Source organism: Mesorhizobium sp. M0663, assembly GCF_040320585.1.
In the GTDB taxonomy this organism is placed as follows: Bacteria; Pseudomonadota; Alphaproteobacteria; order Rhizobiales; family Rhizobiaceae; genus Mesorhizobium.
Window position 1 is genome coordinate 56,254 of sequence record NZ_JAMYPX010000002.1, and the last position, 24,841, is coordinate 81,094.

The 24,841-nt window shown below is 59.2% G+C and carries 20 protein-coding genes and 7 pseudogenes; 17 read left to right on the top strand and 10 right to left on the bottom strand.

Features of this window, described 5'->3' with window-relative positions; genetic code table 11:
- Nucleotides 1-476: 476 nt before the first annotated feature.
- Nucleotides 477-1,175 (bottom strand): thermonuclease family protein, encoded by a 699-nt coding sequence (locus NKI54_RS03555; RefSeq protein WP_352449731.1) that lies wholly within the window; start codon nt 1,173-1,175, stop codon nt 477-479.
- A 123-nt stretch (nt 1,176-1,298) separates the two neighbouring features.
- Nucleotides 1,299-1,571, bottom strand: a complete 273-nt coding sequence (locus NKI54_RS03560) for a hypothetical protein (RefSeq protein WP_023680062.1) — start codon at nt 1,569-1,571, stop codon at nt 1,299-1,301.
- 922 nt (nt 1,572-2,493) lie between these two features.
- Between NKI54_RS03560 and NKI54_RS03565 the strand changes: the two are divergent.
- Nucleotides 2,494-2,772: pseudogene (locus NKI54_RS03565) on the top strand (integrase core domain-containing protein); the annotation flags it as partial.
- Between the two features lie 124 nt (nt 2,773-2,896).
- Here NKI54_RS03565 and gmd read toward each other — a convergent pair.
- The 3 genes and pseudogenes from gmd to NKI54_RS03580 form a co-directional block, all read right to left on the bottom strand.
- Nucleotides 2,897-3,967, bottom strand: coding sequence for a GDP-mannose 4,6-dehydratase (gene gmd, locus NKI54_RS03570; protein ID WP_023718702.1), 1,071 nt, complete (start codon nt 3,965-3,967; stop codon nt 2,897-2,899).
- 131 nt (nt 3,968-4,098) lie between these two features.
- Nucleotides 4,099-4,415 (bottom strand): annotated as a pseudogene (locus NKI54_RS03575) (nodulation factor ABC transporter ATP-binding protein NodI); the annotation flags it as partial.
- A gap of 714 nt (nt 4,416-5,129) precedes the next feature.
- Nucleotides 5,130-5,258, bottom strand: a complete 129-nt coding sequence (locus NKI54_RS03580) for a hypothetical protein (RefSeq protein ID WP_352449730.1) — start codon at nt 5,256-5,258, stop codon at nt 5,130-5,132.
- A gap of 796 nt (nt 5,259-6,054) precedes the next feature.
- On the opposite strand from NKI54_RS03580, the gene NKI54_RS03585 reads away from it, so the two are divergent.
- From NKI54_RS03585 to NKI54_RS03610, 6 genes are all read left to right on the top strand, one after another.
- The gene (locus tag NKI54_RS03585; protein WP_352530898.1) at nt 6,055-7,044 is read left to right on the top strand and encodes a nodulation protein NodZ; all 990 of its coding nucleotides are present in this window, start codon (nt 6,055-6,057) and stop codon (nt 7,042-7,044) included.
- A gap of 152 nt (nt 7,045-7,196) precedes the next feature.
- On the top strand, nt 7,197-7,358 hold the full coding sequence (locus tag NKI54_RS03590; protein WP_352479197.1) for a hypothetical protein: 162 nt from the start codon (nt 7,197-7,199) through the stop codon (nt 7,356-7,358).
- A 55-nt stretch (nt 7,359-7,413) separates the two neighbouring features.
- On the top strand, nt 7,414-8,829 hold the full coding sequence (locus tag NKI54_RS03595; protein ID WP_352682189.1) for a mannose-1-phosphate guanylyltransferase/mannose-6-phosphate isomerase: 1,416 nt from the start codon (nt 7,414-7,416) through the stop codon (nt 8,827-8,829).
- Nucleotides 8,830-9,504: 675 nt separating this feature from the next.
- Nucleotides 9,505-9,801 carry a DUF4917 family protein gene (locus NKI54_RS03600; RefSeq protein WP_245278578.1) on the top strand — a complete coding sequence of 99 codons (297 nt, stop codon included), beginning with the start codon at nt 9,505-9,507 and terminating at the stop codon, nt 9,799-9,801.
- Between the two features lie 237 nt (nt 9,802-10,038).
- Entirely contained in the window at nt 10,039-10,497 is a 459-nt protein-coding gene (locus NKI54_RS03605; RefSeq protein WP_352467057.1) for a (2Fe-2S)-binding protein, read from the top strand.
- Between the two features lie 3 nt (nt 10,498-10,500).
- The gene (locus tag NKI54_RS03610) at nt 10,501-12,702 is read left to right on the top strand and encodes a xanthine dehydrogenase family protein molybdopterin-binding subunit (RefSeq protein ID WP_352690738.1); all 2,202 of its coding nucleotides are present in this window, start codon (nt 10,501-10,503) and stop codon (nt 12,700-12,702) included.
- 711 nt (nt 12,703-13,413) lie between these two features.
- On the opposite strand, the gene NKI54_RS03615 is transcribed toward NKI54_RS03610, so the two are convergent.
- From NKI54_RS03615 to NKI54_RS03625, 3 genes are all read right to left on the bottom strand, one after another.
- Entirely contained in the window at nt 13,414-14,601 is a 1,188-nt protein-coding gene (locus tag NKI54_RS03615; RefSeq protein ID WP_352637557.1) for a tyrosine-type recombinase/integrase, read from the bottom strand.
- A complete protein-coding gene (locus NKI54_RS03620; protein ID WP_023680045.1) occupies nt 14,601-14,852 on the bottom strand; it encodes a helix-turn-helix domain-containing protein in 252 nt (83 codons plus the stop codon). Before NKI54_RS03620 ends, NKI54_RS03615 begins: the two co-directional genes overlap by 1 nt.
- Nucleotides 14,853-14,918: 66 nt before the next feature.
- Nucleotides 14,919-15,170 (bottom strand): hypothetical protein, encoded by a 252-nt coding sequence (locus NKI54_RS03625; RefSeq protein WP_031212899.1) that lies wholly within the window; start codon nt 15,168-15,170, stop codon nt 14,919-14,921.
- A 293-nt stretch (nt 15,171-15,463) separates the two neighbouring features.
- Here NKI54_RS03625 and NKI54_RS03630 point away from each other — a divergent pair.
- The 7 genes and pseudogenes from NKI54_RS03630 to NKI54_RS03660 form a co-directional block, all read left to right on the top strand.
- Nucleotides 15,464-15,919 (top strand): annotated as a pseudogene (locus NKI54_RS03630) (IS1 family transposase); the annotation flags it as partial.
- A gap of 55 nt (nt 15,920-15,974) precedes the next feature.
- Nucleotides 15,975-16,454 (top strand): c-type cytochrome, encoded by a 480-nt coding sequence (locus NKI54_RS03635; protein WP_352457996.1) that lies wholly within the window; start codon nt 15,975-15,977, stop codon nt 16,452-16,454.
- Between the two features lie 147 nt (nt 16,455-16,601).
- A pseudogene (locus NKI54_RS03640) lies at nt 16,602-16,760 on the top strand (SAM domain-containing protein); the annotation flags it as partial.
- A gap of 149 nt (nt 16,761-16,909) precedes the next feature.
- Nucleotides 16,910-17,326 (top strand): annotated as a pseudogene (locus NKI54_RS03645) (adenylate/guanylate cyclase domain-containing protein); the annotation flags it as partial.
- 169 nt (nt 17,327-17,495) lie between these two features.
- Nucleotides 17,496-19,979 carry an ATP-binding protein gene (locus NKI54_RS03650; protein WP_352637560.1) on the top strand — a complete coding sequence of 828 codons (2,484 nt, stop codon included), beginning with the start codon at nt 17,496-17,498 and terminating at the stop codon, nt 19,977-19,979.
- Nucleotides 19,980-20,055: 76 nt separating this feature from the next.
- Complete coding sequence (locus tag NKI54_RS03655; RefSeq protein WP_352637562.1) at nt 20,056-20,652, top strand: 2-hydroxychromene-2-carboxylate isomerase; 597 nt, start codon at nt 20,056-20,058, stop codon at nt 20,650-20,652.
- Between the two features lie 733 nt (nt 20,653-21,385).
- Nucleotides 21,386-21,856 (top strand): hypothetical protein, encoded by a 471-nt coding sequence (locus NKI54_RS03660; RefSeq protein WP_352690740.1) that lies wholly within the window; start codon nt 21,386-21,388, stop codon nt 21,854-21,856.
- Between the two features lie 95 nt (nt 21,857-21,951).
- Here NKI54_RS03660 and NKI54_RS03665 read toward each other — a convergent pair whose 3' ends face one another.
- A complete protein-coding gene (locus NKI54_RS03665; RefSeq protein WP_023680037.1) occupies nt 21,952-22,173 on the bottom strand; it encodes a hypothetical protein in 222 nt (73 codons plus the stop codon).
- Between the two features lie 236 nt (nt 22,174-22,409).
- Nucleotides 22,410-22,680 (bottom strand): annotated as a pseudogene (locus NKI54_RS36460) (IS110 family transposase); the annotation flags it as partial.
- Nucleotides 22,681-22,718: 38 nt separating this feature from the next.
- Here NKI54_RS36460 and NKI54_RS03670 point away from each other — a divergent pair.
- From NKI54_RS03670 to NKI54_RS03680, 3 genes and pseudogenes are all read left to right on the top strand, one after another.
- Nucleotides 22,719-23,483 (top strand): annotated as a pseudogene (locus tag NKI54_RS03670) (IS110 family RNA-guided transposase); the annotation flags it as partial.
- A gap of 552 nt (nt 23,484-24,035) precedes the next feature.
- Entirely contained in the window at nt 24,036-24,362 is a 327-nt protein-coding gene (locus NKI54_RS03675) for a DUF736 domain-containing protein (protein ID WP_352637565.1), read from the top strand.
- Between the two features lie 141 nt (nt 24,363-24,503).
- Nucleotides 24,504-24,815, top strand: a complete 312-nt coding sequence (locus NKI54_RS03680) for a DUF736 domain-containing protein (protein ID WP_023680034.1) — start codon at nt 24,504-24,506, stop codon at nt 24,813-24,815.
- Nucleotides 24,816-24,841: the final 26 nt, after the last annotated feature.

Consider the following 24,841-nt stretch of genomic DNA (forward strand, 5'->3'; position numbering starts at 1 on the left):
GGTAGCTATCGGTATCTTGGTGAGCTCCGCGATTGCCACCATGAGAAAGGGTGCACTGGCGAGCGTCAAATCCATTGCAGTGACAGACTCGCTTGCAGAAAACGCTTGTACGCCTAATGCTACACCTGTCGTAAGACCAATCGCTGCGGCCGCAATCTCTAGGCCCAGGCACCACGGTAGGTCCACTGGCCATAGCTTGCCAGCTTTTGACTCATCACAGTCTGCATTTTACTCGCCCCCCCCGACAGGGCCACATCACGCCTTGATCGCCTGCCAGCATACACTTAACGGTTTTGAAAGTCTTAGTTAAGGCGTCTTCTCTCTATTGTCGCAATAACTTTTTCTGCCCTTCAGATATAGAATACCTCGTCAAAAAATGGGGTTAGCAGACCGCGTCGCCCATGCATGGTCTTCGTTGGATCGGTGTAAGCGGAAAGCCGAACAGGCCGTAGCGCGCTTACTCCGTTACATTTCAGCTAGCAGAGTGTTTCGCATGGGATCCCATCCTTGTCGCGATCGAGTTTTCCGCCCCATGAGCAGTTTTGCAGGTACCAGTTGGCTTCGTCGCAGGAACCGATCTGCTTGCACGTTCTCCGCGGCTCGCAAGAATAGCCGCTCTGCGCGACCAGCTTACGGCTGATGATGCCCAGCGGGCGACTCGACGGCGCCGCGCCGTCGGCGTGCGCAGCGCGCCATTCCCAGGGTGCCTGAAACGTCCCGGCCCACAGGCCGATCTTTGAGGCTTGGGCTTGCGCCTGCTGCCCCCCATAGGCGCCCTGGCTGTAGTGAGGCCAATCCAGCGCCTGGCCGTGCTTGACCATCCAGGCGGCCACGCCCGCGCCGTCGGCGCGCCGACAATCGCCGACAAAGCGGTGGTAGCGGTCCCACGTCGCGAATGTGCATTCGAGCGGCCTCGACGCGGCCAGGAAAGTGTCCAGCGCTTCGGCCGATCGCCGGCCGCAAGGATACTCGGCGCCATTCGCATCGCGGCACAGCTGCCGGCTCTCTGGCGCGTCGATGCCGTTGAAGCGGACGCGCTGGCCGTGGATTTCGATCGTATCGCCGTCAATGACGGAAGCGACACCGGTAAGCGAGGCGGGCGCCGCCCTTCGTGGGCTGGCCTTTGATGCATCGTCGCTACGTTGCGCGCCCGACGGCGCCAGGAAGGCGGCCACCGCCGCCGCTGCCGTAAGACCGAGCATTGCCGGCACGCTCGCAAGTTGGCGCCGCCACAGCTTGGCACCGGTGGGTCTCTGCCACCGATTGGATCGATATTTGCGGTATGGCCTGCTCATCCGCTACGCCGACCAGCCCGGCCATGCGCTGTCGACCATGGGCAGGCCGGCGCAATAGTAATCGTCAAGGAACCGCCCGGTGGACCGGTCGCGGCAGCGCCAGATAACGCTGTAGTTCTGGCCATAGAATTGGTCCCACGCGACGCCATAGGTTTGTGGTGGCGGTGGCCGGTAATATGTTCCGCCTCCATAGCCGTTGTTGGCAGCGACACCCACAGCTGCGCCGCCGACAGCCGCGATCGCTATGCCTGTCGCGACAGCATTGTCGGTTTGCACAAGCCTGGTGCACTTCTCTGCTGTTGCGCCCCTGCGCACTAGAAGGGCCGCTACCCTGCTACGATACTGTTCGTCCGTGCTGCTGGCGAGAACGTGACATAGCGCAACGGTATTCATTGCCGTGAGATCGCTGTCCGACACGACAGCGCTCGTAGAGCAGCCGCTGACGCACAGGGCTGCACTTGCGATGAGTGCTCCAATTTTCATGTGAATCCCCCAAACAAATATTGGGGCGAGTCCGACCTAGAAGTCCAGAGTTTTGTTTTTCACTTTGCTACGATTCACAGCATGCTGCGGCTAGCTGGCATCCACTGCAACCAACCCTTCCGCCGGTCGTTGACTGATGCTGGGTTGATCTCAGCCACTCCAGAACTTGCCCGCTGGCTCAAAACCGGCGGGCTTTTTTTCCGCGACGCCGGAAGGCTCTATCTCGCCGCATGTTGTGGTACATCGGCACGCCGTCATCGGGCCGTGCCGTTGACCAAGGTGGTCCCTCCGCCATGGTCGGCCGGCGCAGTCTTGACCGTCCGCGCGGGCCATCCCAATCAAGCCCGCTGGCTTCGGTCGGCGGCTTTTTATTTGATGCCCGGCGCCGTCGGCTTGGATCTAGATCCTCGCCAGTGCCGGATTTGAAGGTAAGCTGCGGCGGTATGATCGCACTTCGCGCGGGACGGACCATTGGTGTGCAGCAAGAGCGCCGAGTTCATTCGGCCAAGATTCTGCACTAGGCCGAGGTAGGTGAAGGCAGATAGCTATCCGGCAATCGCTGAGATATTGGAGATAATGTTCGCCCATGGAGGTGTGTACCAGTATTATAAGTTTCCAAACTTCATGTACGAACGCCGTGGACGAGCTGCTGTGTGCGCTTGCCGTAAATCGCTTCCGCGAGTTCACAGTCGGAGGTTGGCTAGGACCCTAACGCGAGAGCTTCAACGGCCCCCTTCGCGATGAACTCCTCAACGAGACGCGGTTCACGTCCCTGGCCCAGGCCCGCGCGAGGCTCAATGTATGGCGCGCCGATTACAACGGCGCGCGTCCGCACTCGCACATCGGATGGCAGACACCCAACGAATGTGCATCGACCTTCAACCCGCGACGGTCGCTCGCGCTGCGCAACGTGAAACGCTCCGCGCCAGCACCCGTCGCGTCCACCGGCCATCAGGGCAAATCCACCCCCGGAAACGAACTCACGACTGGATAAAATTTGGGGGAAACGTCAGGGCGGCCATAACTTTGCAGTCTTCAGACGCGAGGCGGCCTACAACAGCGCTGCCCACCATGCTTGTGGCCCGCGACCCACACGGCTTTTCCCTTCAGATCGTACATTATGCTTCCTTCATGATTACCGATGTCTGCATGACCTTGAGGTCTTCCCGCACCATTTCCGCGGCGAGCTCGCGCACGGATGTCTCATGCACCCAGCCGAGCTTCTCCTTCGCCTTGGTGGCATCGCCCAGGAGAAGATCGACTTCCGTGGGGCGGAAGTAGCGTGGGTCTACCTGGACTAGGCATCTGCCGGTCTCGACATCATAGCCCTTTTCGTCGACTCCCTCACCACGCCATTCGAGCTCGACGCCGACATCTTCGAAAACCCATTCGACGAATTGGCGGACAGGGGTCGTCTTGCCCGTCGCCAGCACGTAATCATCCGGTTGATCCTGCTGCATCATCATCCACATACCACGCACGTACTCACGCGCATGGCCCCAATCGCGTTGAGCATCGAGATTGCCGAGATAAAGCTTGTCCTGCTTGCCGAGGTAGATAGCAGCGGCGGCGCGGGTGATCTTGCGCGTCACAAAAGTTTCGCCGCGCAGTGGGCTTTCATGATTGAAGAGAATGCCGTTGGAAGCATGGATACCATAGGCCTCGCGATAGTTGACCACGATCCAGTAGGCGTAGAGCTTGGCGGCGGCGTAAGGGCTGCGCGGATAAAAGGGCGTTGTTTCGTTCTGCGGTACGGATTGCACGAGGCCGTAGAGCTCTGAAGTCGAGGCCTGATAGAAGCGGGTCTTGTCCTTCAGACCGAGGAGGCGGATCGCCTCAAGAAGTCGCAATGTTCCGATACCGTCGGCGTTTGCTGTGTATTCCGGCGTTTCGAACGACACCTGGACATGGCTCTGAGCGGCCAAGTTGTAAATCTCGTCTGGCTGGGATTCCTGAACTACTCGGATGAGATTAGTCGCATCAGTGAGGTCACCGTAATGCAAAATTAGGCGCGGATCGGGATCGTGCGGGTCTTGGTAGATGTCTTCGATGCGACCCGTGTTGAAGGAAGAGGAACGTCGCTTAATCCCATGAACGACGTAGCCTTTTTCCAGCAGAAGACGCGTGAGATAGGCACCATCCTGTCCCGTTATGCCCGTAACCAGAGCAACTTTCCTGTTCTCGCCCATTTTCTTCCTGCTCTATGGTAGTTGAAGTTTCGAATCTGGCTCGCCACACCGGCGGCCCGCCTCATACCCTATGGTAGGATTTCGACAGATGTGGCGCGGAGCTCGTCATTGACAGTGTCAGCCAGCGAGCACACCTGCTCCTGCTTGGAGGCATAGCAAAACAGAGTCTCGCCGCTAACCTGCCTAAGTCGCACATGCGGCCTGAGTGCCGAACTCAGCTCACGGGGTGAGCGACATAGATTTCAATCACGTCGCACCCGATTTGCTCATCAATCAGCGAGTTAGGACGCCCTTCTGGGATTCTACATCCGTTCTCAAGCACGCACAGTCGGTTGCATAGCCGCTCCGCTTCTTCCACGAAGTTGGTGGCCACTAGAATCGTATTGCCCTGCGCCAGCAGGGCACGTAGCCGTTCCCAGATAAAATGGCGAGCATGTGGGTCCAAGCCACACTAGAACTCCACCATCCCTCTTTTGCGCTGACCAAGTAATCTTTGCCTGCTTCAGCGTCTTCTAATGGAAATTGTTTTGATCAGTGAAATCGATTGTTTGGATGAGGTGCATCCATAAAATGGATTGTTTGACAGGGCAGCGCGGCACATCGGCGGCACAAAGTCGTGGGCGCGAGGTTTCGCTCCGCGCGAAGACAAAGTTCGTGGCAGTCGGGGGCTTTGGGCGAACCGCACATCTGAGACGGCGGGGAAAAGCCGGGTAGGCATTACGTATTTGACCTCCAAAGAATTTCGGGCGCGCTAGCCCGAAAACGGTGGCTGGGCTTCAACGATGGGCGGGACGAGGCGACCATCAAACTGTGATTCATACTGGAGGCGATCGCAGTGCGGCGAATTTGAACGGCCGCCTTTGCCAGCCCTCGCCATCGCATCCGGCTACAGGTGCCGAAGATCTTCTCGATTCGAGTACAAATTCTGTGGATCGGTTGGTTCCAGGCGTCAAGCTCTCGGCCTCGTCGCGCCCCCACATAGCGGTTGCGACGATGCGCGGCCTTCCACCCTTGGCGCGCACCGCGTCGCCGAGATGATTGCCTCGGTAGGCGCTGTCGGCAAACACTTCGCCGGGATTGTCGGGCAGAGCATCAGGAACGGCGTTGCCGTCCTCGGTGTGGGCGCCGTGACGGCGATCTCCTCGACAAGGGCCGTATCGGCCTAGGCACCGAAATGGGCTTTGAAGCAATGAAACGCTGGTCGGCGCTTGTACTTGACCCAATGGCCCTCTTCATCATCTTCGCTGGCCGAGGCGATGATCGCCGCATCGACAGGCGTGCCGATCTTCACCTGGATCGCTGAACTGGCGGGTGATCTCGGCGAACAACAGGGTCATGAACCTCAAGGGCCTGTCGAAAACGGACGAGAGCGGGTTTGCACAGGTGTCCGCTCTGACACCGAGAACCCGCAGAACCGTCGGAACGATCCTCCACATGGCTGCAGACGCCAAAATTCCTCTCCCGGACATCGTCGCACAGCATCGCGTGCCAGTCGCTCAGTCCAGCCGGCTCGAAAGCTATCCGGCAGGAATGGCGCCATGTTGGCGCACTTGAAAGCGTCAGAGGGCGCCGTGTCGCATCTTTCGATGGGACCGGACGCCATGATGGCCATAAATGACGTGGATGGCCTGCGCCTGACATTCACGGCTGGCGGGTCCTGCACATCCGTCCTTCAGGAAACGCCCGCAAATGACCATGTTACGTTGAGGCAGTTAAGAATTGGACTTGAAAAAGGGACTTTGTGGACTGTCTCGACCGGTTGTTTCGCTTAGCAAAGCGCGGCCCCACGTCAGCAGAGGCTCATGGTCAAGGAACGCCTTAGTATCCATCACATGGATGGGCCACATTCACGCAATCAATTTTACACATGTCGCCGGGCGCATTAGAGAACGCTGAATTTAAACCGGAAGCGAGCGTACCCGGCGTCAAGATTTGCGAGCGTCACAGAGATAAGGATAGGCAGTGCTGAGGAGCTCTTCTGCCCCACGCGCAGCCTCTACCAAATCGCCCGGCGTAACGGTCGACTAGTATCGATTAAGAGATCCCAAGCCAGATGCAACCTCGTCTCTGAAACGAGATTTCCGAAAATGCAGGTCAGTGGATTGGTAAAGCGCAGGTTCGTCGTCTCTCAGAGGCGTACGGGGTTCGGTGATTGTCTGTGGTCGCTGGCGGCCGCTTGGCGCTACGCTCAGCGGTCGGGACGAACGCTAGCCGTCGACTGGCGCGGGTCCTGCTATCTCGACCAACCCTTCACAAATGCCTTTCCGGTGTTCTTCCAACCGATCAATGACATCGCTGGCGTACCGGCTATTTGCGACGACCGGATCAACGACTTTTCCTTCCCGGGTCCATTCTTCCCGGAGTGGTGGAATAGGCCAGCGATCGACTGCCTTTACCGCCCAGATGAGCAGATTTTCCAAGAGCGCGACGAGTTGGGCGAGCTCTTTCAGGCCGAACACGATGTCGAAGCGAACACAGTAGTGTGTGACGCTTGCTTGATGTGGCGCTGCGATGAGGATGCCGAGCGGCAGGTCTTCCAGAGTGTCAAGCCTCGGTCTGAAATTCAAACACGCATAGATGCCATTTACCAAGAATGTTTTGAGGGGCACAGCATCATCGGGGTTCATGTTCGACATGGTAACGGTGAAGACATCATGGACCATGCGCCCTACTGGGCCGATCCGGAGTTCGCCGTTCGACAAGTGTGCACTGCGGTTGATAAGGCTAAAGCGTTACCGCACCCCAAGCCTGTGCGGCTGTTCTTGTGCACGGACAGCGCGCAAATCCTGGATCATCTGTCGGCCAAGTTTCCCGATCTTCTCACCGTCCCCAAGCATTTCCGATCCGATCAAGACGGCCCCTTACACACTGCAGCACTTGGGATGGACGGCGCAATTTCCGCCCTCGTTGAGATGTATCTTCTCGGGCGCTGCGATACTGTAGTTCGGTTTCCTCCGACGAGCGCCTTTACACGATATGCACGCCTTTTCGTACCGCGGGTAATTGAGTTCGATCTGAAGGACCCAAGTCGTTTGATTTTGATAGAAGGCAGCCAAAGAATCTCTCATCTTGATTAAGACCGCTACCTGGGCAATTCGGCAAATGGAACGAACAGGCATAGAGACATCGACCGCAATCCACGAGAGGCGGGCCATGGCATACGCTAAATGTCCCGCAGCTGCTCAGCTTGATCCGCAGGCTTGAGGATCCGGACACACTGCAGCAGTTCTTGGCTCCATTCGGGACTGTTGCCGACGTCGATGAAACCAACGGCCTTAGGGCACGAATACAGAATGACGAGATCATTCATCTGCGGCCGTCCGGCAACGCGCCAGAACTTCGCTGTTACTCGGAGCGCCGCAAGACCATCCTAGAGCGACGGCGGTCGTGACGCTGACGCTAAGGGCGCGGGCAATGACGTCCAGAGACGAAATCGAGGTTGTTTAATGAAAGTGGTTCCCGTCATCATCAGCGGTGGAGCCGGATCGCGGCTATGGCCCGCTTCGAGGCAATCGCACCCCAAACCTTTCCTTAAAGTAGCAGATGGACATTCTCTCATTCAGCACACTGTCCTGCGCGTCGGTTCGATAAAGGGCGTAGTGGAACTCGTCGCCGTGACATCTGGGGAACACCTCTTCCTTACCAAGGACGAGTTCGACGAACTAGATTCCGTGGTCCTGCCACGCACCTTTCTGCTCGAGCCTGAAGGCCGGGATACGGCCGCAGCCGTTGCGGCAGCCGCCATCCATGCCAAGGCAACGCAAGGCCCTGACGCGATTCTATGCGTCTTCCCAGCCGATCACATGGTTGGCAACCTGCCTGCATTTTTAGACGTCATGTGCCGGGCCATCGAACATGCGAAGCTCGGGCGGATCGCCACATTGGGCATCACCCCAACCAGACCGGACACGGCATTTGGCTATATCGAAGCGGATGGTGAAAAAGTCGTCCGTTTCGTTGAAAAACCGGATCTGGACACAGCCAAAGCCTATGTCGCGTCCAAGCGCTTCTTCTGGAACGCCGGCATTTTCTGCTTTAGCGCACAAACCATGCTCAACGAGATGGCATCGCATTGCCCCGCGGTGATCCAGGCCGTCTCCGACAGCTACGAGAACGGGCGCTTCAGTCAAGGCGAAGGCTTTGCCAAAATCGAACTCGCGCCTGAGCATTTCGGCTCCGCCCCGCGAATCTCGCTCGACCACGCTGTCATGGAGAAGACGAACAAACTTGCCGTGGTTGCCTGCGACATGGATTGGAACGACATCGGATCCTGGAACGCAATGGCCGATTTGATCGCCCCCGACGAAAGCGGGAACAGGATACGCGGCGATGTGCATATGGTCGACACGACCGGCAGCTATGTGAGCTCCGACAAGCGCGTCATCGGCACGGTCGGTGTCAGCGATCTGGTGATCGTCGATTCCCCGGACGCTTTGCTTGTCGCATCCCGCGACCGCGTTCAGGACGTCAAGAAGCTGTTCGAGGGCCTCAAGGCTTCAGGACATGAAGCTCACCTGGTCCATAGCACGGTACACCGGCCGTGGGGTACCTACACGGTTCTCGAGGAAGGCGAGCGCTTCAAGATCAAACGCATCGAGGTGAAGCCCGGTCGGCGGCTGAGCCTGCAGATGCACTATCATCGTTCGGAGCACTGGGTCGTGGTCAGCGGCTCCGCGAAAATCGTCAATGGCGAGCAGGAGTTGTTCCTGGCGACAAACCAATCAGCCTACATCCCCTGCGGCCATAAGCATCGGCTGGAGAACCCAGGCAGAATTGACCTGGTGATCATTGAAGTGCAGAGCGGCGATTATCTCGGCGAGGATGATATCGTTCGCTTCGACGACGTATATGGTCGAACGTAGATTCACCCGCATGACGAGAACGGTCAACGTGTCGCTGACTAATTACCACTAGGAAGGCCGTCTGCCCACTCAGGACCGGATGCTTGTGGAATCGGGAATTGACCAAGGCAGCGGCGAATGACCGCAATCGGCATCAGGGTGGGACAAATCAACCGGAAAAGACCGGAGAGCATAGTAACGCAACACAGTCCCACTGTCGAATAGCCTTTGATATTTCTGACTTTCCAAGCACCCTCAGGGCCCACCAAAATTATATCAATGGGCTTATGGCCGACTTCGCTCTGAAGTGGGCCAAATCGAGCTCGCTATCCCCGCAGCACTCAGTTTGATTGTTTTCGTTGAAAACGAGCAAGGACAGGGGGAGGCGATCTTGTGCTGGCTTCTATGTGTCCAATCTTGCTCCTGTTCGTCGTCAGGTTGTGTGCAGCCACATAGCGCGGCTATCGCGAGGCTGGAAGGCCTCCGATCGATAGGTGCGGCGAACGGCGGCGACGAGGTGCGAATAGGATGGCTGAGCGTATGATCGAGAATACCGCAGCTGCGGTCTAGCGCGAAATGCAGCGTCTGTGACTCATCGGTCATTGCAGCGCGATGAACCGGAAATCATGACCCTAAGCCGCCCTTCATCAGCCCACCAGCGCCGAGAAGAAGGCGAAGATCCGTCACAATGCCTACCTGTACCAAGGCTTCAAGCAGTTCACCGCGAATGTGAAGACCGCCAGCCATTGCTTCTTCATTTTCGGCCATTCGCTCGCTACGAATGACGACCACATCCTTAACCGCATAGCGCGTGGCAAGTTTCGCAAGCTCTGTGTTGGCATCTATGGTGAACCAGCATCCGCGGATAACCAGCGGATCATGAACCACGCGAACGAGCTAGCGGTGCAGCGCAACGAAAAATCGCCGCTTGATGTCGTCTTTTATGATGCTGCTACAGTTCATGTCTGGGGTTTAGGCTTAGAAGCGGAATGACTGCCAACCAGGTCATCGAGCCGGAAACTGACCGGCCGGTCGGCCCAAAAATGACATTCAGTTGCCTCCAGCCTTTCGACACGAGCCACTTCACGATCTCGCGATTGCCAGCTAGCGGCTTGTTGCTCGAGCTGCGCGATCCTAGTCTGTGGTCGCTATGCCTCAGCAATAAGAATCCGGTTCCTAGCCGGGCGGAGGCGCAACGAGATAGCCAGCTCAGGACAAGGAGAGCAAACCATGGTCGCTTTTACCCTCAATGGCGAGGCGCGAACACTCGACGTCGATCCAGAGATGCCGCTGCTCTGGGCGATCCGTGACGGCATCGGACTCACAGGAACGAAATTCGGTTGCGGCCTTGCCCAGTGCGGCGCTTGCACGGTTCACGTTAACGGCATGCCGACGCGCTCGTGCCAGACCGCAGTCGGCGACATCGAAGGAGCCTCGATCACCACCATTGAGGGCGTGTCGGGCAAGATCGGCGAAACGGTCCAGGCCGTGTGGGCCGAGTTCGACGTACCTCAATGCGGCTATTGCCAGTCTGGCCAGATCATGTCGGCCGTGGCCCTCCTGACAGAGACGCCGAAGCCGACGGACGATGATATTGATTCGGCGATGAGCGGCAATCTCTGCCGCTGCGCCACCTATCATCGCATCCGCGCGGCCATCCACGAGACCGCCAACCGGCTGGAGACTTGAGGCATGTTGCAGTTTCTCCCGAAGCATAATGCCGTGGGGCCTACGCGCCGCCAGTTCCTCCTCGGCACGGCCGTCACCACCGCGGGCCTCGCCGTGGGCTACCGGCTAATGATGGCCGCGCCCGCCAACGCACAAACGACGCCTGCAACGGTCCAGGCGAACCCCTTCCAGACCTATGTCGAGATCACACCGGAGAACCGAATCGTCGTCCACTCGTCGCAGTTCGAGATGGGACAAGGCTCCTATTTCGGCATCGCCACCCTGGTTATGGAAGAGCTCGACGGCGCCTGGGCGCAGGTCCACGTGGTCGGCGGATATGGCAATACCGCGCTCTACGGCAATCTCGCCTGGGGAGGGGCCGCGCAGGGAACCGGTGGCTCCACGTCGATGAGCTCGTCGTGGGAGCGCTACCGCAAGGCGGGTGCTGCCGCACGGGCCATGCTGGTGGCGGCCGCGGCGCAGCGGTGGGACGTGCCAGCCGGCGAGATCACAGTCGCTTCCGGAGTCGTGTCGCACGCCTCAGGGATGCAGGCGCGCTTCGGTGACCTGGCTGAAGCCGCAGCGGGAATGCCGGTTCCCGACGACGTGCCGCTAAAGCCGCGCGACAAGTGGGCCCAGATCGGATCGGACAGCCTCAAGCGCTACGATTCCGCCGGCAAGACCAATGGCGCGCAGACCTACACGATCGACCTCAAGATGGATGGACTCAATACGGCCGTTATGATCCATCCGCCGAAATTCGGCGCTGAGATCGAGAGCTTCGACGCCTCCAAGGCCAAGGCACTCGACGGCATTGTCGATGTCGTCCAGACGCCGCGCGGCATTGCCGTGGTCGGCAGGGACATGTGGACGGCGCTCAAGGGCCGCGATCTCGTGGAGGTGACCTGGAACGAAGAGAAGGCCGAAAGGCGCGGCACGGCCGAGATCATGGCCGAATACACTAAGGCAGCAGACGATCCGGGCGCGGCCACCGCGCGCGACGACGGTAACACTCCCGCAGCGTTGGCCAGTGCTGAGAAAGTCATCCAAGGGCACTACGAATTCCCCTATCTTGTCCATGCTTCGATCGAGCCACTCAACGCGGCCGCCCGAATCAACGAAGACGGCACCATCGACGTCTGGGGCGGACACCAGATGCCCGACCTTTATCAGGCGGCTGCCGCTCAAGTAGGCGGCACCACGCCGGACAAGGTGAGGCTGCACGTGATGAAGACCGGCGGCAGCTTCGGCCGCCGAGCGGTCTCGGACGCAGATCTCATTATCGAAGCTGTTTCCACAGCGCGTGCACTGGGACCCGGCAAGCCAGTGAAGGTGCAGTGGACCCGCGAGAACGACATGCGGGGTGGGCGGTACCGGCCGGTCTATGTGCACGCAGTCAAGGCGGGGCTCGACAAGGAAGGCAATGTCGTCGCTCTCCATGACCACATCGTGGGCCAATCGATCGCGGGCGGTTCGCCCTTTGCGGCGATGATCGAGAACGGCATCGATCCGACCTCCGTGGAGGGCGCCACCAACCTGCCCTATGCGATCCCGAACCTGAAGGTCGAGCTGACCACGACGGACGTGAACATCCCAGTGCTGTGGTGGCGTTCGGTAGGCTCCACCCACACCGCTTACGCAATGGAAACCCTGATCGATGAGCTCGCCGCCGCTGCGAACCGTGATCCGGTCGATTTCCGCTTGTCGATGCTCGGTCACCATCCACGGCATGCCGGCGTGCTGAAATTGGCTGCTGAGAAGGCAGGCTGGGACAAGCCTCTGCCGGAAGGCCGTTTCCGCGGCGTGGCCCTGCATGAAAGCCTCTCGACCTATGTCGCCGAGGTGGTGGAGATCACCTTCAACGATGGAAATGATTTCAAAGTCGACCGCGTCGTCTGCGCGGTAGATTGCGGCACCGCGATAAATCCTGACCAGATCCGCGCTCAGATGGAGGGCGGTATCGGCTTCGGGCTAGGCGCGATCCTCCAGGAGGAGCTGACCCTGACGGGCGGTGTCATAGACCAAGAGAACTACGACACCTATACGCCGCTCAGGATCGAGCAGATGCCGCGCGTCGAGGTGCACATTGTGCCGTCCGACGAGCCGCCCACGGGCGTTGGCGAGCCCGGTGTGCCGCCGATCGGCCCGGCCGTCGCCAACGCGCTACGGGCGGCGACGGGCAAGACGATCCGCAAGCTGCCGATCATAAAGAACTTGTCAGCATAGCCGGGAATGACACCATGAAAACGGCCGCGATGAAGATCGCGGTCGTAGGTCGTTTTTGAACGCGTCCTGACAGGCGATCACCTCCATTCGATCAATTTCCGGCGGCTGCCCGGTCCAATATCCGGTTTAGAGACGGTAACCCGTGTTCTGAACGACCGCAGACGGTCGTTGGTGCTGGTAGCACTGAAGAACCGCTTTCGAGACGCAAATGCCGCACGCAAATGTCTCGAAAGGGTCACGCTAGAGACTTTTGTACCACCTATTGCATGTCTGCTATCGCTTTCTGGGCGCGAGAAGCGGCCGGTCCTCTGACGGCCCCATAACAGGACATTGATGTCTTCGCGCTGAGCGTCAGCAGTTGGCTCTACCGCGACCTTTCTCAGGAAGGCTGCACACCGACGCGATCTTCCTTTCACCTTGCGCAAACCTCCCTTCCGAGTGAGGCGTTCAGTGCGTCGGCTTGGTGGACTGAGGCACTTCTGAGTGGGACAACAACATTGAAAAACATTGGAAAAGATTTGAATGCTCTGAAGTCCCACTGATCTCTTACCAATTGATTTTTATGGCTTTCTGAATACCCTCCGGGCCCACCATGACCATTGATTTTGTTTATAAAAAGTGGCCTCGGCCCAAAAACGTTTTGGGCCCGTTATGGGCCCAACAAAAAGGGCGGCCGATAGGCCACCCTGCATGTGGTCGGTTTGAAACCGCTCATTTGATGACGCGCAGCGGTGTCCGTTGCTTCATGGCGTCGCGTTTGGCCTCCCGCTCGTTAATGGCGCGGGCGATATCGACAGCCATCCGTTTCTTATTGGCCTCTCGCACATACTCGTCTGTTACCGTCATTGAAGAATGCCCCATCGCCTCCATGATAGCGCGCGCTTGGATGTTGCATTCGGCGAGATACGTACCGAAGGTACGGCGCAGCCCGTGCAGGGTGTAGCCCTCCGGGATGCCGGCTTGCTTGTTCCAATGTGCCATCATGCCGGTGAGGCTCTTTTCGGAGAACGGACGCCCATAGCCGTTCTTCAATACCGTGCCACCCTTAGAGCGATCTAGTGGCACTAAAGCTTGCGCCAGCTTGTCCACAACAGGGATGAACATCTCGCGCCCGCCATGACGATTTTTCTGCTGTCGGAAGTCGAAGGCTTCGATTGTTTCCAAGGAGCCATCGAACAATTCGATCTCCTCCTCGAAGACCAAATCGTCCCACTCCAGTGAGGCGATATCGCCGCGTCGGTTGCCGAGCCAGAAACCGAGCGCATAGCAGGTGCGCGGCGCTGAGCCGATTGGATGGTGCGCCTCGAACTTTTCACGAATGGCGATCGGCCAGGCGGGATTGGCAGTCGATTTTGGAATACGGACGCGGATCGACAGCGAGGGATCGTCCTGCGGTTTGATCCATTTCTCAACTTCGATCGCCACCCACAGGAGCTTCTTGATTGCCACCAGCAGGTGCTTGGCAACCGTCCGGTTGGTGGCAAAGACACTTTCGATAATCGCACGCAGATGGTCGGCATCGAGATGTTCCACCGGCGTGTTGCGCCAAGTCAACGGATAGGCAGGATCGACCTGCATCTGAAGGAAGCGCTCAATAAGCCGAGCATTCTTCTGCTGCGTCGCTTCGTCGAAGTCCAGCCATTCCATCGTCGCTTCAAGTCGGCGCGCAGCATGACCAAATGTCTTTGGCAACGCCCGACCGGGCAAGTCAATGATGACGGCCTTTTGACCTTGGCCTTGCGTTGCCTGTTCATAGGCGGCTTCGAACTCAGGATCGCCTGGTCCGCCAGGAAGCCGAATTTCGGGCATTCCTTTGCCGCGATAGCGATAGACGAGCTTTCCGTTCTTGATGCGCGACGAAACGCCGGGGTAGCGGATATCTTTGAATGGCCTGGCCATTAAATCTCCCTTTGAGTTTTCCGCTGCCGTTGCTCAACAGGCGGGGAATCCTCCAGCATTGCCTGAAGCGAAAGGGTCTTGCTTTCTATAGCAACGCGCAGGAGTACCGGGTAAGGGAAGCCCCGACCTTGCTCTATGCCTTCAAAAGTGCGTTTCGGTATTCCCAAGACCTTGGCTGCACTCTCGGCGGTGAATCCTCCCTTCGCCCGCCAGGCTTTCACTTCTCGCGCGAGCTTTTCATTGTCGTTCACGTCATCTCATCCGCTCAGGCGATGACTGTACTACGCCTGCAGCGTATACGCAATGTGCGTAGTTGCTTATCTCCTTGTCGGCTCTCGTTTGCTCCGCTCCAATAGTTGTTGGAGACCATTGTCTTTGTCTGGCAGGGCGGAGAAAGCGATATCGAGCGCCACACGATCCCAGATCGCGCGACTGTTGACGTGCTTAGGCCTCGGCATGCGGCCGTCAGCAACCATGTCGTCGAATAGTGTCGATCCGACGCCGACATAGCGCGCTGCTTCCTCACGAGAGAGGCCGCGGGGCGGGTACGAAAGCGCGTCACTCTTCATAGACGCGGCCTCGAGAACGTCGGTACTGAAACAGCACAACGATATCAAATCCAGGCGGTTGACTGTTTCGACAAGCCTCGGTCCCGGTAAACGGGGCCATATTGCACTCGGCACAACAAATCCACATCCCGCACATCCGGCAATGAAGAGACCGTGTTGCCCAAGATAAGAGATGTTGCGTGGTGCGGAAGCTGCTTGGCCGGCTCGTTCGGGAAAGGCGAGTAGCGACGTGCAAATCGGACAGGGTAAGATGCGGCAGAATGTTTCGGTGCTGACGTCGGGGGTTCAAGTCGCTAGAGGCTGTTGAAGGTGCGTTCGGCGGCGATATCGACTATGCCATGCTGATCAAGCTCTATGGCACTTCGCCTGACAGCGCCAAGGGCCGCTATAGCCCCGCCGAATGCACTGGCGCGCGGAAAGAACGGATCGAAGGAAATCCTGACATCAAGCATGTCAGCACGTCATTTGCGGAACGCCAGAACCTGACCATGCGGATGCACATGCGCCGCTTCACTCGCCTGACCAATGGCTTTTCCAAGAAGGTGGAGGCTCACGCCAATGCGGTGGCGTTGCATTTCATGTACTACAATTTTGTTCGCATCCATGCCACGTTGCGCATGACGCCTGCGATGGCCACTGGCGTCACTGACAAGCTTTGGGAGATTGGTGACATCGTTGCGCTGATCGAAGCGAGAGAAGCCGAGAAACCGGCTATTCGCGGCCCTTACAAAAAGAGCCTTTCAAGCTAGCCGTCGCCTTCGGACGTTGGCTCATACTGCTTAGCGGAACGCATGGGAGGGAAGGATGCGTGTCACAAGCCTGTTTTTCCTATTAGCCGGTCTCACGATGCCAATTGCAGCCTTCGCTCAAGGCGAAGTATCGGTCGAACGAGGGTTGCAGGTATCAATCATCGGCGGGTGTCACGATTGCCATACCGAAGGCTACCGGGAAACAGAAGGCAAGATTGATCCTGAAAAGGCTTTAATGGGCAACTCGGTCGGTTGGCGCGGTCCTTGGGGCACGACCTATGCGACCAATCTTCGGATAGATGCTTCGGTAATGACCGAGCGTGGATTTGTAGGGATGCTGAAGCGCATTAGAACGTCTCCACCGATGCCTTGGTACAATCTTCGAGCGATGGACGAGAGCGATATGCAATCGCTCTATCAATACATTAGGTCGCTCGGCAAACACGGGAAGCCGGCCCCCAGTCGCATTCGCCCTGATAAGGAACCGACGACGCCATACGTTCAACTTGTGCCACCCCAAATGCCGAAGAACTGACAAATATGCCCAGAGCTGAGCGAAGAACGGCGCCCCGGCAAAAAGCGCAGCGTCAGATTTCAAACTGACCCACTACCCGGAATTCTCTTCACTAGACATCCGGCTCCCGTTTGAGGACTATTGGTCCAATCGGGCTGCGATACGTCCATGAATTTAGGGAAATGGCTGCAGAGCCTCGGTCTTGTTCAATATGAAGCTTCGTTCCGTGAGAACGGGATAGACAGCGAAGTGCTGCCTGACCTTACGGACGCCGACCTGGAAAAGATCGGCGTGCTTCTCGGGCATCGCAAGCGGTTGTTGAAGGCAATCGAACGCCTTGGTGCGCGGCAATTGGAACCCGAGCCCATAGAGCCGACGACGCCGCATGTCGACACAGCTGAGCGACGTCAGATTACAGTTATGTTCTGCGATCTCGTCGGCTCGACGCAAATGTCGACACGGCTGGATCCGAGGAGATGCGCAACGTACTGCGCGCTTACCAAGAAGCCTGCTCCGTCATCATCGCCCGGTACGGGGGGTTTGTTGCGAAGTTCATGGGTGACGGCGTGTTGGCCTATTTCGGCTATCCGCTTGCCCATGAAGACGACGCGGAGCGTTCCGTGCGTGCCGCTCTGGAGATCGTAGCTGCGGTTGCCACGGTTGAAACGGCGGCAGCAGGCACACTCCAGGCGCGCGTCGGAATTGCGACTGGCCTGGTGGTGGTGGGGGACGTGATCGGCCATGGTGCATCGCGCGAGCATGCGGTGGTCGGCGATACGCCGAATCTCGCGGCCCGGCTTCAGGGTCTGGCGAACGCAGGTCGCATCGTCATCGCGTCTTCGACGCGCCTACTACTTGGCGAGGTATTCGAGCTCAAGGCCCTGGGCGTCCACGTCATCAAAGGCTTTGATGCTCCGGTTTCGGCCTGGGAGGTCCTCCGCGAGACGGAGAACGTCAATCGGTTCGAGGCGTCCCGGTCGAACGCGCCCCTGGTGGGACGTGATCAGGAAGTGGCGTTGCTTGCCGACCGCTGGAGCGACGCGTGCGGGGGAAGGCCAAGTAGTGTTGCTGACCGGCGAGGCAGGCATCGGCAAGTCACGCCTGTTGGAGGCACTGCGCGAACGGATCGTGGGTCAACCTTATGGCCTTGTGCGTTACCAGTGTTCTCCGCACCATCGCAACGTCTCGATGTATCCGGTCGTCCGACAGATATCATCTTCGCTGGGTCTTAGGTCCGGCGAGCCGCCGACAGCGCAAATCGAAAGGCTCGAAGCTTTAATCGCCCGCTCGGGCCTCGGTGGCCGGGGCGTCGCATCCTATCTCGCCTCGCTTCTGTCGATCTCGACCGAGGGACACTTTCAGGACCTCGGAGTAGTGCCGAGCGAGGCAAAGGAGCAGACGATTGCCGCGTTGATTGAGCTGTTCGCCGGGCTGACGCGAGAGGCGCCCGTGTTTGCCGTGCTGGAGGACGCGCACTGGATAGACCCCACCTCGCTGGATTTCTTCAGCGGCATCGTCGAGCGAGTACCGGGATTGCGGGCGCTGTTGATAGTGACCTCTCGCCCGGAGTTTACAAATCCCTGGGTCGGTCAAGGCCATGTGACAGGGCTGGCGCTCAACCGATTCGGACGGCGTCACGCTGCAGCCATGATCGATCGCATCACCGGCGGCAAGGAGATTCCTGCAGAAGTGCAAAGCGCGATAATCTCTAAGACTGACGGCGTTCCCTTATTCGTTGAGGAACTGACCAAGGCGGTCCTTGAATCGGGGCAACTGCGCGAGCAAAGCCAGTGTTTTGTGCTGGCCGCGCCGTTGACGGCACTGGCGATTCCATCGACGCTGCAGGACTCCCTAATGGCGCGGTTGGATAGGCTCGGGTCGATCCGGGAAATCGCACAGATTGGCGCGGCGATCGGCCGGGAATTTTCGTACCGTCTGCTGGAAGCGATCTCGCCGATTACCGGAACCGCGCTTAAGGAGGCGTTACACAAGCTGGTCGAGTCGGAGCTGGTATTCTCTCGCGCCGCCATAGGTGACACGATCTATGTTTTCAAACACGCGCTCGTGCAGGATGCAGCCCACAACTCGCTGCTTCGCTCCCGCAGACAGCGCATCCATGCGGACATCGCCCGGTCAATTGTCGAGCGCTTTGCTGATAGCAGCGAATCCGCGCCGGCGGTGATCGCCCATCACTACACTGAGGCGGGACTCTCGGAGCCGGCGGCGCACTATTGGCTGACTGCTGCGGAATTGGCCCTGTCGCGGTCAGCTCTTGCCGAGGCCACTCAGCACACCGGGGCCGGATTGACGGCAGCCCGGCAAATCGAAGACGAGCAGGTGCGTCGACCACTTGAACTGGCTCTATTGGTCGCCCGCGCCAACTCGCTGCTGCCGTTCCAGGAAACAGTTGCGGCGTTGACTAGTGCCAAATCACTGCTTGACGCAGGCGTCGGTTCCGACTTGCAACGCTTCTCGGTTCCGCAGGGCCTTTGCGCGAGCAGCTATTTCGCGGGGAAGATGGAGGATGCGTTCGCCCTAGCGCGGCAGATTGTAGAGTTTGCGGACCGCCAGGTCGACCCGACATTCAAGTTGGTCGCCTATCGGCTTCTCGGGACGACCCAGGTCCTGACCGGACGTTCTCGCGAGGCTCTGGAAAGTCTGCAGTCGGCTGAAAGATATCGTGACCCCGACCGCCAGAAGGTGTTGAGCTCCTGGTTTGGCATCGACCCCGGCCTGAACGTCCTGTACTGGAAGACAATGGCGTTAGCTCTGCTGGGACAGTACGAGGGCGTCGCGAAATCCAGTGAACAGGTGCGGTCAGAGCTGTTAAATCATGGCAACGCTCACACCGTCGCGGCAGGCAACTTCTACACGATCGTGTGGCCACAATTTCTGTTCGGCAATCTCGACGCTTGCGAGAGCGATGCTGTTGCGCTCGTCACCTATTGCGGCGAACGGAAGGTCGAGCACCTGAAGCGAAACGGCGTTCTATGCCATGCATGTGTGCGAGCCCGGCGCGAGCCAACCGACGAGAACATAGCGACGATCCGTCAGGCGCTCGATTCCAATCGAACGCGCGACGCTCACCTATTCGAGTCAGTGTTCGTCGCGCAGCTTGCCGAATGCCTTCTGAAGGCCGGCAATACGGTGGCAGCAGAGGCTGCGGTGCGGGAAGGTTTCGCCTTCGTTGGCCGGTCGGGCGAGCAGTTCTGGCTGGCTGAACTTCATCGGCTCGATGGCCTGGTGGCACTGAAGCAACCACAGCCGGACCTCTCCCGGGTGGAAACCAGCCTCCTCGCCGCAATGGAGGTTGCGCGGCAGCAGGACGCCCGAATGTTGGAACTTCGAGCCGCGACAGATCTCGCGCGTTTCGCACACGAGGCCAGCCCTGGGCTCTATCCCTGCTCGATGCTGGAGCAACTCCTGGTTCCCTTTGCAGATGCAGAGTTCTCTCGGGACATACGCGACGCTCGCAATTTCCTGGCCTCGCATGTTTCCGGTGACGTATTGGTAACTACAATGGCAACGAAGCCAGGCCTGCCTTAATGTCGGGAGCGGGATCGCCGCGGTGGGAGCACACCTCGCTGGCGACAAGGCGGGTCATGCTCTGGAGTTTTAGGTAATGCCAATCATCGACTTCTGGTTCTCAATAGGCAGCACCTACACATACCTGTCGGTCATGCGCATCGAGCAGGTCGAGAAGCAGACTGGCGTTCGTTTCGTCTGGAAACCCTTCAATGTGCGGGTGGTGATGATCGAGATGAACAACGTCCCCTTTGTGAACAAGCCGGCAAAGGCCGCCTATATGTGGAGGGACATCGAGCGGCGCTCGCAAATGCGCGGGCTCTCGCCGAAGCTCCCGGCGCCGTACCCTCTAGCGGAGCTGGAACGGGCGAACCGTGTAGCGATCGTGGGGGCAGCAGAAGGCTGGTGTCCCGCCTATGTCCGGGCAAGCTACAGGCGATGGATCGAACAAGGACTTCCTGCCGGAAATGAGCCGAACATCAGCCAGAGTATCACGGAGGCCGGCGCCGATGTGGAGGATGTGCTGGCACGCGCGGACGCGGAAGAAGCCGTGGCGGGGCTTGTTGACGCGACGAACCAAGCCAAGAGCCTCGGCATTTTCGGCTCGCCGACTTTCGTCGTCGGCAAGGAGATTTTCTGGGGTGACGACCGGCTTGAGGACGCGATCTCTTGGAAGAATCGCCAGGCGAAATAACACCGGTCTATGCGGCGTGGATCATACTCTCACTAGAGCAAAATCTCTCAAACCTGTCGATGGGCGTTCGCGTTCGTCGTCGGGTTCTCTCGCTCCAGCGCAGCAGGCCGCAAACTCGATGCTAGGCGCTATGCGCCAAGCACTTGAATTCATTGAGATCGCCAACCTGTGTGCTCAATAGCGTAGCACAGAGGTATGGAGAAGAACGGCTTTCTAGAGAGCAATTCGGCTGATTTGGCGCACGGCCCAGCAAACAGCTTTCGGCGCCATCCTGGGCTTCAGAGCGCGCTGTATTCCAACAGAGAATTGTTTGGAATTTGAGGGTGGGAGACCGCTACATCGCAAGACCCACTATTGAGGGGGCGTTCTTTTGCTATCGCCGGCATGCGGCCTGACAGCACCCGGGATCTAGCGTCACGAGCTCGAAAGTACGAGTCAGACGATGATGAGGAAGCCGCGTAAAGTCACCCGCGAAGGGGAAGACGTTCTCGTAGGCATATCCGTGGACGTGATACATTCTAGCCACCCGTCAGCGCTTTTAAGTCTGCCGCCGACCAGGATCATTGACCGTAGCAGCGAACTGGGCTGCATCAACGGCTCGGCTCTTTCGATGTCGCCGACATCATCCGAGGCCGTGGCGGCAACGATGCGCTGAACGGCGCTGGCACGATGTTACATAAGTCTCGCAAGAACAACCGATTAAGGACCAGCGGAGTCACGAAGAAGCGATATCATGACCCAGCGCAGCTCGATCTACTCGACTGGGCAGCGAGCGCCCGATCGCCAAGATCATCAGCGCCATCCCCGGCACCGCGAAACGGATGTGGAGGGAACGCCACATGCAGTAACCGAACAACCAGCCGCACATCGTGCCGATGCGGGGGCGGGCATGAGCGTGGCGGCCTTACTGATGCAGCGTGAGCCGGTCCATGGGCGCGTTTGCTTCGGCCAACCTAGCCAGCGCTTGCTCGACGTTTTGAGCCGAGGTGTCAGTGCGCTTGATGTGCCGGATCATTTGCCGCGTCAGTCGCGCGAGCCTGGCGGCGCGATATACATCGCCGTATCTCGCAGTTTCAAGGTGGAGGGTCGCGAGCCTCATGGGCGACAATCCAATTGTCTAGCGGTAGAATTCGCGAATCCGCCTTTGGTTCCGCTGTCCGATCTTACGCTCGCAAAGAGCTGGCCGGAGGGCCGTGACGAATGAGAGGCCGGTCCTCACATATTGCTGCGCGGTCTGAGGCGCTAGCCGTGACGACATGGGGCAGCGGCGGATCGGAAGGCTTTCACGGCCCGGATGGTTCAACGTGTGCGAACTCCGTCAGCGCTGGTGGGATCGATCTTCGTCAACCGCGATCTGGCCTCCACCACGCGCCGTTGCGCAGCCCGTATCCTGCTGCACAGCGCGATATTGATGCCGACGCCGCAGTCTTCATCCAGCATTTCATTCGCACGTTTAAGGGAAAGCTGCGCTCCGTTGAGCCGCTGTCGGGCTCTCGCCAGTTCCATATCCAAAAATTCCATTATCCTGCCATTGCAGTCCCTTCGATTGGTAAACCGCTTGTGGCCGCCGTTGGTTCCGGCTGGCGCGAGCGTCCAACCCAAGCGTCGATATGGAATCTCCGGACTTGGTTCAGTCGGCGGAGCTGGCTGCAAACTTGCCCGAAACATTCGTTCAACCCTCATGAGGCCATACAACTCCTCCGCCACCCGCACGGCGGGCGCTTGGAGGAGCGACCGAACCGTAGTGATGTTCAAAATGCCGCGTCAACGACATGAGTGTCGTGGCCTTCTGCTTCCAGAACTCGGTGGACCCAGAAGCCATCAAGGCCGGCCCCTTGAATGATGACGAACGGATAGTCGCGGCCGGTTCGGCTACGAGCCTTTGCTTCAACTGAGCGAGGCGGCCAAGAAGCCCGGCAATATCCGCGCCGGGGATGGTATGGCGCGATAACCCGCCAGCTCCCGGCGAATCGAGGTGACCAGCCAGGACTTCTTGCTCAACTCCACCGAAACAAAGATCTCGTCCAGCTCTTTGTGCGCTGCCTTGCTTTCAAAACCACTCGGCGTCGCTGCTGGCGTTCAAGCGTGGCGAACCGCGAGTCTGCTCCATGCTACGCGTGCCGAGCCCTTATGAGGAGGATCGCCGCCGCATCGTCCGGGAGCGCAAGGTGTTGATGGAAGAACGCATCCGGCACGGCAACCGGATCAAGGGTCTGCTCTTCTCGCAGGGCATCACCGGCTACGATCCTTTGCGGCGTGATCGTCGCGATCGGCTGGAAACTCTTCACACCGGCGATGGACGGGATCTGCCCGCAAATATGAAGCGCCAGGTTCTGCGTGAGGTCGACCGAATGGAAATGTTGCTCGATCAGATCAAGGCAGTCGAGGCGGAACGGGACGCCATGCTCGCCGAAGAACGCCAATCGGCGCGTGAAGTGGTTATGCTGTCGAAAGTCGTCGGTATCGGACCAGAGTTTGCGGCCGTGCTGTGGGGAGAGGGCTTGTTTCGGTGCTTCGACAATCGCCGGCAGCTGGCGGCCTATGCCGGCCTTGCGCCGACGCCATGGCAAAGCGGGTCGATCGACCGGGAACAGGGGATCGGAAAGTCCGGAAACCCACGCTTGCGATCGACGCTGCTGGAAATGGCGTGGCTCTGGTTGCGGCACCAGCCCGCCTCGGCGCTCAGCCGCTGGTTCAACGAGCGAGTTGCCCAGAATGGCGGACGCTTCAAGAAGGTGATGATTACCGCGCTGGCCCGCAAGCTGATCGTGGCTTTGTGGAAATACGTCCGCGCCGGCGTGGTGATCGAAGGAGCGTTTGTAAGACCATGACGATCTGACCGCATTCCAGTTCGGCCAGGGCCTGATCAGCCCCGCCGGAACCAGGTGGACGACCGCATTGCGGCATGGCTTTGAACGCCGTCATCGAGACTGGTCTCGTCCTCCTGAGCCCTTGCCGCCGCAGGCGGGATTATGGTGCGGCCGCTCGAGCGGCGACCGGATGTGAGGTTGATACGTGCAAACGCGCGGATCAGGAATGGGCTCAGACCTCAGGTTCATGTGGCGGTAGGGATCGCGCTGCTTGTGCCGAATGCGTGGCTGAAGGGCCGATGGCCAGCATCGTTCTCGAGAGACTGATGCTGAAATCCTCCCTATACGGCCTCTCTACTGGCTGGTCTGGCGCCGGTCGGGCCTCTGCCTGCAACGGCTTCCCCGACCTTCTTCCCCTGCGGCTTTGCCGCATTCCTCGCGGGACAACAAGCTCGGCTGCCGCCGTCCTCCGCTGGCGCTGCGGTCCACAGGATGCAGTCGGCCCGATCGTCGCCTCACGACCGCTATCGAGGCCGCACAGGGCGGCTTCGGCAACCAGTCAGGAGAACGACAATGGCTACCATCGGCAACTTCCAGCAATCGGACAACAACGAGTTCAGCGGCGAGATCGTCACCCTCTCCCTCCAGGCCAAGAAGGTCCGTATCGTACCCGATACGCGCGCCAGCGGCGAAAACGCTCCCAGCCACCGGGTCTTCGTCGGCCGCATCGAAATCGGGGCGGCCTGGTCCAAGCAGTCCAACGAGGGTCGCAGCTACCTGGGTCTCAAGCTCGACGACCCGAGCTTCACCGCTCCGATCTACGCCAACCTCGTCGTGGGCGAGGACGGCCAGGGCTACAGCCTCATCTGGTCACGTCCGAACCGCCGCAACGGCGATTGAGCACCCTTGACAGGACGCCTCGCACCGAGCGGAGCGTCCTCCAGAAACGACCACTCAGCAGCTCAGAGCCACAGCTTGACGAGTGGTCCCTCATGTGAGGCCGCAATGGGCGCGGCCCGAGAAACAGAAGGAACCACCACAATGGCGACGATCGGCACATTCTCCCGCACCGCGAACGGCTTCTCCGGCTCAGTCAAAACCCTCAACCTCAACGTCAAGACAGTGTCGTTCACCCCGGTCGACGGCGACAATGAAAAAGGTCCGGACTTCCGCATCTTCGCCGGCGCCATCGAGTTCGGGGCGGCATGGAAGAAGACCTCGCGCGAGGGCCGCGACTATCACTCAGTCAAGCTCGACGATCCCAGCTTCCCCGCTCCGATCTATGCGAGCCTGGTCGAAACCGACCCCGGGGGCGAGTTCTCGCTCATCTGGTCCCGCCGCGCCGCCGAGTGATCCGAGCTAACACGAAGCCCCGCGCA

Coding starts and splice junctions, on each gene's coding strand:
- NKI54_RS03665 (WP_023680037.1), bottom strand. CDS start 22,173: ATGGAATTTTTGGATATGGAACTGGCGAGAGCCCGACAGCGGCTCAAC.
- NKI54_RS03655 (WP_352637562.1), top strand. CDS start 20,056: ATGCCAATCATCGACTTCTGGTTCTCAATAGGCAGCACCTACACATAC.
- NKI54_RS03605 (WP_352467057.1), top strand. CDS start 10,039: ATGGTCGCTTTTACCCTCAATGGCGAGGCGCGAACACTCGACGTCGAT.
- NKI54_RS03660 (WP_352690740.1), top strand. CDS start 21,386: ATGACCCAGCGCAGCTCGATCTACTCGACTGGGCAGCGAGCGCCCGAT.
- NKI54_RS03635 (WP_352457996.1), top strand. CDS start 15,975: ATGCGTGTCACAAGCCTGTTTTTCCTATTAGCCGGTCTCACGATGCCA.
- NKI54_RS03615 (WP_352637557.1), bottom strand. CDS start 14,601: ATGGCCAGGCCATTCAAAGATATCCGCTACCCCGGCGTTTCGTCGCGC.
- NKI54_RS03675 (WP_352637565.1), top strand. CDS start 24,036: ATGGCTACCATCGGCAACTTCCAGCAATCGGACAACAACGAGTTCAGC.
- NKI54_RS03680 (WP_023680034.1), top strand. CDS start 24,504: ATGGCGACGATCGGCACATTCTCCCGCACCGCGAACGGCTTCTCCGGC.
- NKI54_RS03595 (WP_352682189.1), top strand. CDS start 7,414: ATGAAAGTGGTTCCCGTCATCATCAGCGGTGGAGCCGGATCGCGGCTA.
- NKI54_RS03585 (WP_352530898.1), top strand. CDS start 6,055: ATGCAGGTCAGTGGATTGGTAAAGCGCAGGTTCGTCGTCTCTCAGAGG.
- NKI54_RS03625 (WP_031212899.1), bottom strand. CDS start 15,170: ATGAAGAGTGACGCGCTTTCGTACCCGCCCCGCGGCCTCTCTCGTGAG.
- NKI54_RS03610 (WP_352690738.1), top strand. CDS start 10,501: ATGTTGCAGTTTCTCCCGAAGCATAATGCCGTGGGGCCTACGCGCCGC.
- gmd (WP_023718702.1), bottom strand. CDS start 3,967: ATGGGCGAGAACAGGAAAGTTGCTCTGGTTACGGGCATAACGGGACAG.